The sequence below is a fragment of the Pedobacter sp. UBA5917 genome (genome assembly GCF_002432345.1).
GTDB lineage: Bacteria > Bacteroidota > Bacteroidia > Sphingobacteriales > Sphingobacteriaceae > Pedobacter.
On the sequence record NZ_DJDT01000215.1, the window covers coordinates 1 to 14,371 of the forward strand.

General features: G+C 39.3%; 10 protein-coding genes. 7 read left to right on the forward strand and 3 right to left on the reverse strand.

Annotated elements, in window-relative coordinates:
- Together B2V92_RS14475 and B2V92_RS14480 are read right to left on the reverse strand one after the other, a co-directional pair.
- A partial coding sequence (locus B2V92_RS14475) for a glycosyltransferase family 4 protein (protein WP_293309321.1) occupies positions 1-1,042 on the reverse strand: 1,042 nt, incomplete at its 3' end.
- A gap of 50 nt (positions 1,043-1,092) precedes the next feature.
- Positions 1,093-1,968 (reverse strand): glycosyltransferase family 2 protein, encoded by an 876-nt coding sequence (locus B2V92_RS14480; protein WP_293309323.1) that lies wholly within the window; start codon positions 1,966-1,968, stop codon positions 1,093-1,095.
- 59 nt (positions 1,969-2,027) lie between these two features.
- On the opposite strand from B2V92_RS14480, the gene meaB reads away from it, so the two are divergent.
- The gene (gene meaB, locus B2V92_RS14485) at positions 2,028-2,924 is read left to right on the forward strand and encodes a methylmalonyl Co-A mutase-associated GTPase MeaB (protein WP_293309325.1); all 897 of its coding nucleotides are present in this window, start codon (positions 2,028-2,030) and stop codon (positions 2,922-2,924) included.
- Between the two features lie 264 nt (positions 2,925-3,188).
- Here the strand turns inward: meaB and B2V92_RS14490 are convergent, their stop codons facing one another.
- A complete protein-coding gene (locus B2V92_RS14490) occupies positions 3,189-4,478 on the reverse strand; it encodes an aminopeptidase P family protein (RefSeq protein ID WP_293309327.1) in 1,290 nt (429 codons plus the stop codon).
- Between the two features lie 172 nt (positions 4,479-4,650).
- Here B2V92_RS14490 and B2V92_RS14495 point away from each other — a divergent pair, with 172 nt between their 5' ends.
- From B2V92_RS14495 to B2V92_RS14520, 6 genes are all read left to right on the forward strand, one after another.
- Positions 4,651-5,997: an OmpA family protein gene (locus B2V92_RS14495; protein WP_293309329.1), complete on the forward strand. Its 1,347-nt coding sequence runs from the start codon at positions 4,651-4,653 to the stop codon at positions 5,995-5,997.
- A gap of 96 nt (positions 5,998-6,093) precedes the next feature.
- The gene (locus tag B2V92_RS14500; protein ID WP_293309331.1) at positions 6,094-6,231 is read left to right on the forward strand and encodes a DUF6728 family protein; all 138 of its coding nucleotides are present in this window, start codon (positions 6,094-6,096) and stop codon (positions 6,229-6,231) included.
- A 12-nt stretch (positions 6,232-6,243) separates the two neighbouring features.
- Positions 6,244-6,624: a RidA family protein gene (locus B2V92_RS14505; protein ID WP_293309333.1), complete on the forward strand. Its 381-nt coding sequence runs from the start codon at positions 6,244-6,246 to the stop codon at positions 6,622-6,624.
- A 250-nt stretch (positions 6,625-6,874) separates the two neighbouring features.
- Positions 6,875-8,980 carry an ATP-dependent DNA helicase RecG gene (gene recG, locus B2V92_RS14510; RefSeq protein WP_293309335.1) on the forward strand — a complete coding sequence of 702 codons (2,106 nt, stop codon included), beginning with the start codon at positions 6,875-6,877 and terminating at the stop codon, positions 8,978-8,980.
- Between the two features lie 473 nt (positions 8,981-9,453).
- The gene (locus B2V92_RS14515; RefSeq protein WP_293309337.1) at positions 9,454-12,726 is read left to right on the forward strand and encodes a SusC/RagA family TonB-linked outer membrane protein; all 3,273 of its coding nucleotides are present in this window, start codon (positions 9,454-9,456) and stop codon (positions 12,724-12,726) included.
- A gap of 34 nt (positions 12,727-12,760) precedes the next feature.
- A partial coding sequence (locus B2V92_RS14520; protein ID WP_293309339.1) for a RagB/SusD family nutrient uptake outer membrane protein occupies positions 12,761-14,371 on the forward strand: 1,611 nt, incomplete at its 3' end.

Consider the following 14,371-nt stretch of genomic DNA (forward strand, 5'->3'; position numbering starts at 1 on the left):
CCTGATATAAATCCATGTACTGGTTGGCCGCTATCTCCCACGAAAACTTTTCTGCCTGGGCAACAGCTTCATTGCAACGGTTATTTTGGGTGAAATCGCTCATTCCTTCATTAAATACTGACTGCATGTGTTCGGGTTCAAAATTATCGAAGTAATATGCAACATCACCGCCAACCTCTGGTAGTGACGTGAATTTTGATAGAAAAACGGGTTTCCCAAAATGCATGGCTTCAATTACAGGCAAACCAAAGCCTTCGGCAACCGAAGGGAATAAAAATGCATCACAGTTTTTGTAATACCAGGCTTTATCCCCATCAGAGATCGGCCCCGTAATATGTACACGATCTAAGCAGTTATATTTTTCGGCTTCTTCCAATATCCGTTGTTTGTGTGGCGTTTCCCTACCTGCTATTACAAGGTGAAAATCATTCCCCTTTAACAGGGCCGGAAGCAGATGAAAACCTTTTTGTACCGATAATAAGCCTATTGTGAATAAGAATGGTTTTGATGGAACGAAGCTGGGCGTGTATTTTTCATCTGATATGAGTTTATCGGCACCATTATAAATTACACTAACTTTCTCTTTGGCTTCAGGGAAATATTGGGTAACATCATTTGCAACAAATTGTGATATACATACAATTTTATCACATTGTGAAATCAATTTGCCCAGTTTTTTTAGATAAACCTGGATCCGGTGTGGCTTGCTAAATTTTAAATGTACCTTATTCATGTCATGAACGGTCATTATTTTTTTAGCATTAACCCTACTCGGCCTTAATCTGCAGGTTTGATCAGAAAGGTGCACAACATCGAAATCATTTTTCTGCTTAAAGAATAACCTGTCCAATCTCGAAAGGTAGATGATATCAACCAAACCGTTAAAAAGATATTGGGTGTGTTTAAAAAGATAAAATTTAAATTCAAATTTCCCTTTGTTTTCCTGGATCAATGCATCACCCAGCCCTTTTCCAAAAGAAAAATAGCCGCAATTGGCATCTTTCATCGAATCGAAGGTGACTAAAACTTTAGGTTTTTTCATTAAATAATATTTATAAGATGATGCAAATATAGATAGATTTAAATTGTAGTCTATTTTACAATTTTGTAGTTGCGGTATTCGAATAAACGTAGTCCGGTTAAATCTTCAATTTTCTGCAGAACCCTTCTGCGGAAATTCATTTTTGGGGTTTCTTTGGTTAAGTCCTTATCAAATTTCCAGTTGGCAGCGGCAATCCTGGCCTGCATTACTTTTGGATGGCTACCCTTAAAATGAACCAAACGATCGGCATTATGCATGTCGTAAGTATCCTGAACGGGATAATTTTCCTCTATCCACTCCGGCGTTTGATAAAACTGGTTAAAATTACGCACTTTGCCCTGCAGGCCTTTTGGGGGTTTTACCCAGCCATAGTGATACACGTAGGCATCAATTAATTTAACCTTTAACTTCCGGTCGTTAATCCTGAAACCCTGTGCATCTCGGTACGACCGTACGCCAGAAAGATTTTTTATAATCCTAACCTCTCTTCTGTACCAGCGCCTGGATTCGGCCAGATAGTCGTAAGAAGCGTAAAAGTGTTTGTATTTTAAAAGCAGGGCTTCAACATTGCTGTTGTTAAGTTCCTGTTCCATTTCTTTTTTAATCAGCGGAAGATAATCTTCATGTATCGCTTCATCACCCTGGATGTAGATCATCCAATCGGTATCGCTGCTTATTTCTGCCAAAGCTTTATTGGTTTCGTCGGCAAAAACCCGTCCGCCTTCCCGTATACTGTCGTCCCAAACCGTTTCAATGGTCCTGATCTTTGGATCGATACTTTTAACCATTTCGGAAGTTTCATCAGATGAGTTGCCCAGTGCAACTATAAAATCATCGCACAAAGGCAATACCGAAAGTATGGCTTCTTTTGCCGGATAATCGTTTACAATTGCATTTCTTAAAAAGGTAAAACCGGTAACTTTCATTATTTGGGCGCTTTTGTAGCTGATAATTTTTGTTTATTTGTACAAAGATAGTTTAATTGATGAATACGCATCTATCCATTTTAAGCGAAGTAAAAGCAGGAAATTATAGGGCTTTGGCAAGGGCGTTAACACTTGTTGAGAACAATATTAGTCCGGCAGATTCGATTTTAAGGGATTTAGATGGCACAGCCGATACAACTGTTTTGGGAATTACCGGTCCTCCGGGGGCAGGTAAAAGTACCCTTGTAAATGCAATAACCAATCATTTTGTTGCCCAGGGGAAACGTATAGCCATTTTGGCGATCGATCCCACCTCACCATTTAACTTTGGCTCATTATTGGGCGATCGGATCCGTATGGCCAGCCAGTTTAATAATCCGAACGTATACATCCGATCGCTGGCTACCCGGGGTGCACTAGGCGGGATTTCTGCAAAAACCATCGAAATGGTTGATGTATTAAAGGCTTCCAATTTCGACCTGATCATTGTTGAAACGGTAGGAGTAGGGCAATCGGAAGTTGAAATAGCAGGCCTGGCCGATAAAACCATTGTGGTGCTGGTGCCTGAATCGGGAGATGAAGTTCAGAACATCAAATCAGGCCTGATGGAAATTGCAGATTGCTTTGTAATCAATAAAGCAGATAGGGATGGGGCTGATACCTTTGCCAATAACCTGAAAAAAATCGTTCATCAAGGAGTAAAAACGATCCCAATTTTAAAAACCGTTGCCGATAAAAACTCAGGAATAGATGAATTGTGCAACTGGATTGCTAAATCCTCCAGAACCGATAATAACCGTAAAACATTCCTGTTTGCCGAAAAAGCCTGGAAACTTATTCAACATAAAAAAATGCAGGATGTAGATAAAAAAAAGCTGCGAGAAAAAATTCAGGCAGCTTTAAAAAATGATGATTTTAATATTTATCGTTTTGCGGATAACTTCAACAATGGTTAACTGTTTACCCTTCGACTCCCGAATGTTCGGGACAGGTTACGCTCAGGGGGTTAACTGGGAATTGCAAACTAACTAATTGTTTATATTGTTTTATTGTTAGCGTTGGTTAACTCTATTATGCCAATTGCTTAATTGTTTAATTGCCGCATTGCTAAAGCGATTGTAGGATTTTGAACATTGTGATTTGATCATTGGTAATTAATTACGAATGGTTAATTTATAAATTGGTTAACTGAAAACTATAAACTGCCTATTGAGAACTGACTAACTGTTCATAATATCCTCAATCTCGGCTGCTTCTAACGGAATATCGGCCATTAAATCTACATTGCCGTTTGGCGTAATCAGGATGTTGTTTTCTAAACGGATACCCAAACCTTCCTCTGGGATGTAAATACCCGGTTCAACGGTTAAGATGTTGCCAACGGCAAACGGAGTGTATCTTCCTGCAAAATCGTGTACATCTATGCCCAAATGGTGGGATGTACCATGCATAAAATATTTTTTATAGGCCGGATAGCCAGGGCTTTGTTTTTTTACATCTTCTAACGAAATCAAACCAAGATTAACCAGCTGCTCTGTCATAATTTCCCCAACCTGTTCGTGGTAAGTGTTCCATAATACACCTTCGCCGATCAATTTAATCGATTCTTTCATTACATGATGCACGGCATTATAAACAGCTTTTTGCCTTGATGTAAACCTTCCATTTACCGGTATCGAACGGCTCATATCTGCATTATAATTGGCATATTCAGCTCCGAAATCGAAAAGAATTACATCGCCATCTTTACACTCCTGATTGTTATCGTTATAATGCAGGATATTTGCATTATGGCCTGAAGCGATGATAGGTGTATAAGCATGCCCGGTTCCGCCCTGACGGATAAATTCGTGGATAATTTCCGCCTCGATTTCGTATTCTTTTACTCCGGGTTTGGTAAATTTTAAGACCCTGATAAAGGCATCGCGGGTTATGGCGCTGGCTTTTTTGGTTAATTCTACCTCAATACCCGATTTAACGGCACGTAAAGCGCGCATAATCGGAGCAGATCGTTCGTAATGATGCAGCGGATATTTCGCCCTCATTTTCTCTATGAAACGGATATCCCGGTAAGGTACCTCGTGCGCATAGCGGTCGTTCTCATTTGTGTTTAGGTAAATGTACTCCGCGTAGTTAACAATACTGTGTAAAATATTGTCAAAATCTTCCAGCCAATATATGGTTTCGATACCCGAAGCAGCTTTCGCCTGCTCTTTGGTATACTTATAACCTTCCCAAACTTTAATATAGTCGTTGGTCTGTCTTAAAAACAGGACTTCCCTGTACAAAGGATTAGGACAATCGGGATATAACAGCAAAATTGACTGTTCCTGATCAATTCCCGACAAATAAAATAAATCAGGATTTTGCTTGAAAACAAAGTTCTGATCGCCACTTCTAGGAAATTCATCGCTTGAATTGAATATTGCTAACGAGTTGCTTTTTAGTTGTTTAACAAAGTTTTTCCTGTTTAGGGTAAACAAAGACTGATCAATAGTAGGGTATTTCATGAAAATTGCATTTTAATATAGGAAACCGCCAAATGTAGTAAAATGATTATTTACTGTGAAGTTTGGAACGGAGTTTGTATAAAAGTTTGAAAATTTAAAATTTTGTTTAATTTTGTCATTACTGAAAAATTAATCAATTAAATTGTTTAACCCTTAAAAAAGAAAAAAGATTATGAATTATTCTACTTTAAAGAAAAGTGTTGCGCTTTCTTTAGTGGCATTAACAGGAGTTGCTTCTCTTGCTGTCGCTCAGGATGCTCCTGCAACCTCTTCTGCTGTCAAGGTATTTGGCGGTAGAGGACAGTACAGAACTTGGTCTATCGGTGTACATGGTGGTGTTTTAATGCCAGTTGTAGCGATCGGCGGTTCTAACGACTTTAACAAATGGGATGCAAACTTAGGTTACGGTTTAAACATCCGTAAACAATTAGGTCACTCATTCGGTTTAGAATTAAACGGAACACGTGGTAAACTTTCTGGTACTAACGAAGGTATTACTAACCCAGCTACAAGAGAATTCGAAACCCAATTACAATATGCTGTAGATTTACGCGGTGTTGTTAACGTTGGTTCTATCGATTTCTTACGTCGTGAAAACTCTGTAGGTTTCTTCTTAACAGCTGGTGCTGGTATGATGGCTTATGCACCTAAAGTAACTTTAGGTAACGGAACAGTTATCGACTGGAAAGGTAAAGCTAACGGTCCTGCTGATGACAGACACGATGCTAAAGATTACGTAAAAGGTTTTTATATCCCAGTTGGTGCTGGTGTTAAATTCAAAGTTTCTGAGCGTGTTAACTTTAACTTAGGTTACACTATGAACTTTGTTGATGCTGATAACTTAGACGGAGTTTATGCAAAAGGTCAAACTAAAGATAAATTCTCTTACGGTTATGCTGGTTTAGAATTCTCTTTAGGTTCTTCTGCTAAACCAAGTTTAGAGTGGACTAACCCATTAGCTACTATGTACGATGAGTTAAAAGATCCAACTTTACGTCAAGAAGTTGAAGCATTGAAAAACCGTGTTTCTGCTGTTGAGAAATCTGTTGAAGATTTGAAAAAAGATACTGACGGTGACGGTGTTGCTGATCAATTCGACAAATGCCCAGGTACTCCTGCTGGTACTGCTGTTGATGGTTCAGGTTGTCCTCTTCCAAAAGCACCAGAGCCTACTGCTGCAACTGGCACTGTATCTGGTTTCGAAAAAATCGGTTTCGATTTCAACTCTTCAGTTTTAAAAACTGAGTCTTACCCTACTTTAGATAAATTATCTTCAGTGTTACGTGAAAACGGTGGTAAAGTAACTGTAAACGGTTACGCTTCAAGCGAAGGTACTGCTGCATATAACTTGAAATTATCTAAAGACAGAGCTAACTCTGTTAAAACTTACTTAGTAAACTCTGGCGTTAACGCTAGTCAAGTTGCTACTAAAGGTAATGGCGAAGCTAATCCAATTGCTTCTAACGATACTGAAGAAGGTCGTATCCAAAACCGTCGTGTTGAAACTGCTAGAAACTAGTATTTCAATATAAGATTTAAAAAAGTCCCGATGCAAATCGGGACTTTTTTTATGCGTTTAGTTTTTGGTGTAAGGCTTTTTAGCTAAGTTTGTGCTATGTACTTCTTCAGGAAAAAAGATCCAAACAGGCCAAATAATATCAATATTAAAATCATGCATTTTATCAATGCACTGGCCATTTTAATTTTCCTTGCAGGTATCATCTATAAGCTAATCCAATGGCTTACCAAATAACCCTAAAACAGTATGAAACAAATTATCAATACCACTAATGCGCCAGCTCCAATAGGGCCATATAGCCAGGCTGTGCAGGCCGGAAATTTTTTATTCGTATCAGGCCAGGTAGCCATCAATCCCGAAAATGGAGAATTGAATATCGGCAATATCGAAGAAGAAACACACCAGGTAATGCGCAACCTTAAAGCGGTTTTATTAGAAGCGAGTTTAACTTTCGATAATGTGGTTAAATCAACCATCTTTTTAAGCGACATGGGCACTTTTGCACAGGTAAATGAAATTTACGGCCAATATTTTACGTCCGATTTTCCTGCCCGCGAAACTGTTCAGGTTTCGGTATTACCTAAAAATGTAAACGTAGAAATCTCTGTAATTGCCATCGTAGGATAATCAGGCAATCAATATTATACGGGCATTATTCCTTCCAGAAAGTGAGGGATGATGCCTGTTGTTTTTTATAACTGTAAGGTATTTCTCGATAGGATATTTGTTCCCTTTATTGCCGTTTGAGTTACCCGTTCGAACAAAGAATGGTATTCAAAAATGAATCTCAATAAGATAGTTGCTTTTACTGTTGTCTATCCTTATTTTTAATGCACAGTTGCTGAAGACTGTTGTTTACAAGAAACGTTAAAATATTTTGTTTAATTCGGTATTAGATACACCTGTTGAGTTTTTGAAGGGCGTTGGGCCAAGCCGTGCCGATGTGTTAAAAAAGGATCTTGGCCTTTTTACCTATCAGGATCTGTTGGCACACTATCCCTTTAGGTATATCGACCGTACAAAATATTTTAAAATCAGACAGCTCAATCCCGATTCGCAATATATCCAGATCATTGGTCGTGTAATCAGCAAAAAGGTTATCGGGGATAAAAGGGCAAAGCGTATTGTAGCCGTTTTTAAAGATGATACGGGTATTATGGAACTGGTTTGGTTCCAAAGCCTTAAATGGGTTGACGATAATATTACTGTGGGCACGGCTTATGTTGCTTTCGGAAAACCCACCATTTTTAACGGAACATTCAGTATTTCCCATCCCGAAATGGAACTGTATCAGCGCAAGCAGGTAGGGAGGGGAAACTTAACACTCCAACCTGTTTATAATTCTACCGAAAAACTTAAAAAATTCAATCTCGACTCTAAAGGTTTGCAACGTTTGATTGCGGGGCTATTGGACCAGGTTATTCCGCAGGTTCAGGAAAATTTACCTCAATACATTATCGATAAATATCAGCTACCAGATAAAAGGATGGCTTTGCTGAATATCCATTTCCCCAAAAACCAAAATGATTTAAGCGCTGCAGAAAGACGGTTAAAGTTTGAAGAATTGTTCTTTATACAGCTTCAGCTTTTGCACAACAAACATCTGCGTCAGTTAAAATTTAAAGGGGCAACCTTCGAAAAAGTTGGCGAAAAGGTAAACCGCTTTTATAAAGAGTTTTTGCCTTTCGAATTAACCAATGCACAAAAGCGGGTGGTAAAGGAAATCAGGATTGATACGCAGCGGGGTGTACAGATGAACAGGCTTGTACAGGGCGATGTAGGAAGCGGTAAAACCGCAGTGGCATTGATGAGTATGTTGCTGGCAAATGATAACGGCTATCAGGCCTGTATGATGGCGCCGACCGAAATTTTGGCCCGTCAACATTACGCTTCCATTACCGACCTAATAACAGATGATCTGGTTAAGGTTGCCATTTTAACCGGGAATACCAAAAAGAAAGAACGTACCATTTTGCACGAAAAGCTCGAAAATGGTGAAATAGATATTTTAATCGGCACACATGCCTTAATTGAGGATAAAGTAAAATTTAAAAACCTGGGTTTGGTGGTAATTGATGAACAGCACCGTTTTGGTGTTGAACAGCGGGCCAAACTTTGGCGTAAGAATATTATACCTCCACATATTCTCGTGATGACCGCCACGCCAATCCCACGCACTTTGGCGATGACTTTATACGGCGACCTTGATGTTTCCATTATTGATGAACTCCCCGCCGGAAGAAAGCCAATAGAAACCAAACATCTTTACGAAGGGCAGCGGTTACGGATGTTCGGTTTCATGAAACAGGAAATTGCCAAAGGCAGGCAGGTTTATATTGTTTATCCTTTAATTAAAGAAAGCGAAAAGCTTGATCTTTTACACCTCGAAGCGGGAATAGAGCAGTTGAGCTATCAGTTTCCGAGACCCGATTACCAGATGAGTATTGTGCACGGCCAGATGCCAAACGCAGATAAACAGTTCGAAATGCAGCAGTTTATTGATGGTAAAAGCCAGATTATGGTGGCTACAACAGTGATAGAGGTGGGTGTAAATGTGCCAAATGCTTCGGTAATGGTGATTGAAAATTCGGAACGCTTCGGGCTTTCGCAGCTCCACCAACTGCGTGGTAGGGTAGGCCGTGGGGCAGAACAATCGTTTTGTATCTTAATGAGTGGTAACAAACTTAGTAAAGAAGGTAAAATCCGTTTAGAAACCATGGTACGGACCAACAATGGTTTCGAAATCTCCGAAATCGATTTGCAGCTTCGTGGCCCGGGTGATATTACCGGGACGCAACAGAGCGGAGTGCTGGATTTAAAACTTGCCGATCTGGCAAAAGATCAGGTTATTTTATCTGAAGCCCGAAACACGGTTATCGAACTCTTTTCAGAAGATCCTCAGCTTGAAAAGCCTGAGAATGCTACTTTAAAAGCATACCTGCGAAAACTCGAAAGAGGAATTTCTTTTGATAAGATAAGTTAAATCTAATCTGCTCAAGTATCCTCTCTGGTAATTTAAATTCTTTTTTTTCTGGTTTTACAACAATAATTTACATTGTATTATTTGTAATACTGTATGTAGCGTGTAAATGCTTTTCTATACACCATCGTCGTTAAAAATTATTATTTTATATTCTTTTTTTAATTTCTAATATTCCTATATTGCGTCCAACCGAATATAAAACGTTAAGTTGACAATTATAAAAACTGGGTAAAGGGTACTCTGTAATTTAACTCTCTTAGTGTAAGTCCCAGCACTTAAGAGGTCTTTTTGTAAAAGTTAACGGCGATATATTGACCAATCTTAATGGGATAAAGAATTTCTTTATGGTAATGTGATGTAGGCTGTTGTTTCAATAGGTCTGGTTTTAATAATGCAAAATAATTACGGTTTGTATGTACTCATTTATGATAAACCGTATTACAATCAATATCTAACCAAAATAAATTGAAATTATGAAAAAAAATCTATCAAAGACTTTTGTCAGGAGCAGCATGTTTCTTGTATGCGGTGGCTGTCTTGTTTTTTCTTCATTTGCCAGCACGCCGGCAGAGGCAATGTTGAACAAGAAAGAATCATCTGATTTTTACAGGCCTCCACTTCAGGATATTATCGTGAAGGGAAAGGTAACAGATGCGAAGGGGCCAATACCGGGTGTTAGTGTAAAATTAAAAGGTGGGAGCGCCAGTACAGTAACCGATGGCTCCGGAAATTTCAGTATCAAAGTGCCTGAGGATGGAATATTAGTATTTACTTATGTGGGCTATGTAGATCAGGAGGTACAGGTTAAGAACCAGACCAATATTAACGTTACATTGGCAGAAACTAATCAAAACCTTTCCGAAGTGGTTGTAGTGGGATATGGAACACAGAAAAAAGCGGTGGTATCTGGCGCTGTTGCTGCGGTTAAAGGTACAGAATTGGCTAAATCCTCATCCGTAAACTTAACCAATTCGCTTGCAGGTCGCTTACCGGGTGTTACAGCCTTACAGGGTAGCGGTGAGCCTGGTTATGATGGTTCTACCATCCGCATCCGTGGTATAAACTCGTTGGGGAATAACAATGCATTAATTGTAATTGATGGTATTCCTAACCGTGCAGGAGGGATTGACCGATTAAACCCTAACGATATTGAAAGTGTATCGGTTTTAAAAGATGCATCGGCCGCCATTTATGGCTCGCAAGCAGCCAACGGAGTAATTTTGATTACCACCAAGCTAGGTAAATCAGGCAAACCCCAATTTTCTTATGATTTTAGCTATGGCCTGCAGCAGCCTACAAGAACGCCAAAAATGTCTAATTCAGTGCAGTATGCCGAAATTTTGAACGAACTGAATATTTTTGGATCAGATCTTAACCCTAACGAATGGTCGGCAGCTTGGAACAGTTTTAAAACCAGTGGTTCTTATCTTTCCACAGGAGGAAAAACCATTAATGCAGCCTATACACCAGCTGAGATCAAAAAATTTGGTGATGGATCTGATCCTTTGCGTTACCCCAACACCGATTGGTTCAAAACTGTTTTTCAAAACTGGTCTCCGCAGCAAAGGCATAATGTTCAGGTTAATGGAGGAAGTGAGAATGTAAAATACCTCGTTTCGTTAGGTTATCTTGATCAGGATGCATACTATAAAAATTCGGCTACAGGTTACCAACAATATGATATGCGCTTTAATCTTGAAGCAAAACTGAGCAAATATATCACTACAACATTAGGTGTATCGGCTAGGGAGGAAAACCGAAATTTCCCTACCGTTGGTGCAGGCGATATATTCAGATTTTTAATGAGGGGAAGGCCAAACGAAATCGCAATATGGCCAAATGGAAAACCTGGCCGCGATATTGAATATGGTTACAACCCTGTGGTTTCTACTACCGATTTAACCGGATATAATAAAGATATCAGGGATTATTTTCAAACTACGGGTAAAATCGAAATTAAAATTCCTGGTGTTGAAGGATTAAAAGTAACAGGTACGGCAGCTATAGATAAATACTCGGGCAGACAGAAAAACTGGCAATTACCATGGACACTTTATGATTGGGACAAAAAGACTTTTGAAGCTGATGGGGTAACGCCGGTATTAACCGGTACCGTACGTTCGCAGTATACCGACCCTAGGCTTAGGGAAACTGCTGGCGGACAATTGGCCATCAACTTAACCGGAATGATTAATTATGATAAAAAGATAGGCGACCATACTATTGGTTTAATGGCCGGTGTAACCCGCGAGAAAGTAAATAATGATGGCTTTACAGCTTTCAGACGATATTTTATATCTTCCTCAGTTGAAGAGTTACTGGCAGGAGATGAGCGTGAACAATCGATAGGAAATAATCCCGGCGATCCTAATAACTTATACAATAGGGCTCGTTTAAGTTATTTCGGGCGTGCAGGTTATAACTATAAAGAAAAATATCTGGCCGAATTTTTATGGAGGGTAGATGGCTCTTACATCTTTCCAACCAATAACCGTTTTGGTTTCTTCCCGGGCGTATCGGTAGGATGGCGTTTATCTGAAGAACCATTTTTCAAAGAGAATGTTAAGTTTGTTAACAATTTAAAATTGCGTGCATCCTGGGGGCAAATGGGTGCTGAAGCTTATTTCGGAGATGCCTTGCAGGAATACCAGTATCTCAGTTTAATGAATTTTGGAAACTATATTTTTAATGATTTAGTGACCAAAACATTGTCCGAGGGCAATGTGCGCAATCTAAATTTCGGTTGGGAAGTGGCCAATAATACCAATGTGGGTTTAGATGCATCTTTCCTAAATAATAAATTATCACTTGAGTTCGATTATTTCTACAATAAAAGGACGAATATTCTTATCAGCAGGGGCAGTTCGGTGCCTGAAAGCTCAGGTATAGTAGATAAATTGCCACCGGTTAACTTAGGTAAGGTAAATAACAAGGGTTTTGAGTTTAAATTAAGTTATAACGATAAGGTTGGTGATCTGAATTTTGGCGTGAGTGTAAACGGTGGTTATGCTAAAAATAAAATCATTTTTTGGGATGAAACACCAGGTGCCCCAGAATGGCAGCGTTCTACCGGTAGGGTAACCAATTCGTGGCTGGTTTACGATTATGATGGTGTATTCAAAGATCAGGCAGAAATTAATACCAATAAGTTAAATTATAGCGCACTTACAGGTAATCTCCGCCCAGGTGATATGAAGTTTAAAGATATCAATGGTGATGGTAAAATCAATGCTGATGATAAAATACGTTTGGATAAAAACGGAACACCAACTTTTACCGGAGGTATAAATCTTAGTGCACAGTATAAAGGATTCGATTTATCGGTGCTTATTCAAGGAGCTACCGGGGGGATGCAGATTGTAGGAATTACAGAATCAGGCGATATCGGTAACTTTTTAGAATGGTCGTATAATAACCGTTGGAGCATTGATAATCCAAGTTCGGTTAACCCACGTTTATCAAATAGGGGAGCTACCTATTATACCGATAGCAATAACGCATTGAATAATACTTATTGGTTGAGAAGTAATAATTATATCAGGCTTAAAAATGTTGAGTTAGGTTATACCCTACCTACCGGTTGGGTCGAAAAAATTGGCTTAAACAGTGTGAGGGTTTACACAAATGGATTAAACCTGGCCACACTTGATAAAATTAAGATCTGGGATCCCGAATCAACCAATACCAGTGGGCAATATTATCCCCAGGCCAGGGTAATCAACTTTGGTATAAAAGCCGCATTTTAAATGGTATTAAGTTTTAACTGTTACAATCAAGATTATGAAAACAATAAATAAAAATATTAAGTACCACATCCTAGTTCTGATCTCTTTTCTTGCGGTTTCCTGTAAGAAAGATTTTATGGATGTAACTCCCCCTGATAAGGTGCCTGCGGATCAGGTTTGGAAAGATCCCGCTTTAGCACAGGCCTTTGTAAACGATATTTATAATGGATTGAGCAATGGTGGTTTTTCTGAGCAAATGCTTGCTTCTGTTTCGGATGAAGCGATGTTTACACATCCTACAAGGGGTATTGATTTAATCAATAACGGAACCATTAATCCTTCTACCTTAGGTTGGATAGATGATACCTGGGGTTATAAACAGATGTACAACCGCATCAGGGCATGCAATATTACCGTCGAAAAAATGACCAGTGGAGATAATGTCCTTAGTCAATCTTTAAAGGATCAGCTGTTGGGAGAAGCCTACTTTTTAAGAGCTTATTATTACCAACAGTTATTACGCTATTATGGTGCTATTCCAATTATTACCAAGGTTTATGTACTCGACGATAATTATAATGTAAAGCGAAATACCTACGAAGAATGCGTGAATTTTATCGTAAAAGACTGCGATGAAGCGAATAGGTTACTTACCGGCAAAACACTGGATAAAGGACGTTCTACTGCGCTTGCAGCCTTGGCTTTAAAATCGAGGGTGTTGATTTATGCGGCCAGTGATTTGCACGAAAGGGCAAAACTTACCGACAAGATTAAAAACATTGATATTAAGAAATTAGATTTCTTAAGTTATGCCAGCGGCAGCCAGCCAAACCGCTACCGTTTGGCAAAAACAGCTGCTAAAGCTGTTATGGATTTGGGAACAGGTTATAAATTAAATCTTGCTGCACCGGTTTCAGTATCCGATGGAAGATTGAACTATAAAAGCATTGCCATGGGTGGCGGAAGTAAAGCGCCTGGTATAGATGCCGCTGCTGCCAGTGAATTGCTTTTTGCCCGTTACTTTATTATCCAGAGCAACATTAAACATGCACAGCAAAATGGACCGAATGGTTACCACAACTGGGCCGGTAATACACCTATCGGATTGTTGGTAGATGATTACGAAATGGTTGACGGTACTAAATTCAGTTGGACAAATCCTGTTCAAAAAGCCAATCCTTATCAAAACAGGGATCCGCGTTTTTACGCTACCGTTTTATATGATGGTGCAGGTTGGAAACCACGCGATAAAGCATCGGGTAATGTTGATCCGGCCAGCCAGATCCAAACCGGCATATACGATTTGATAGATAATGGTTCGAGAATTGATTTTAAAGGATTGGATACCCGCGGAAGTTCCATCGAAAACTGGAACGGTAGCTGGACAGGTTACTACTATCATAAGTTTATCGATCCGGATCCGACTATTGTTGATGCTTCTATGTCGCAGAATGTACCTTGGCCTTTCTTCAGGTATACCGAAGCGGTATTCAACTATATCGAAGCAAGTATTGAATTAGGCGAATTAACCGATGCAATAACCTGGCTGAACAAAATTCGTTTCAGGGCTGGTATGCCTGCTGTTACAGCAACAGATCAGGATGCATTGAGGGATATTTACCGTCACGAACGCCGTATTGAAATGGCTTACGAAGAACAACGTTAT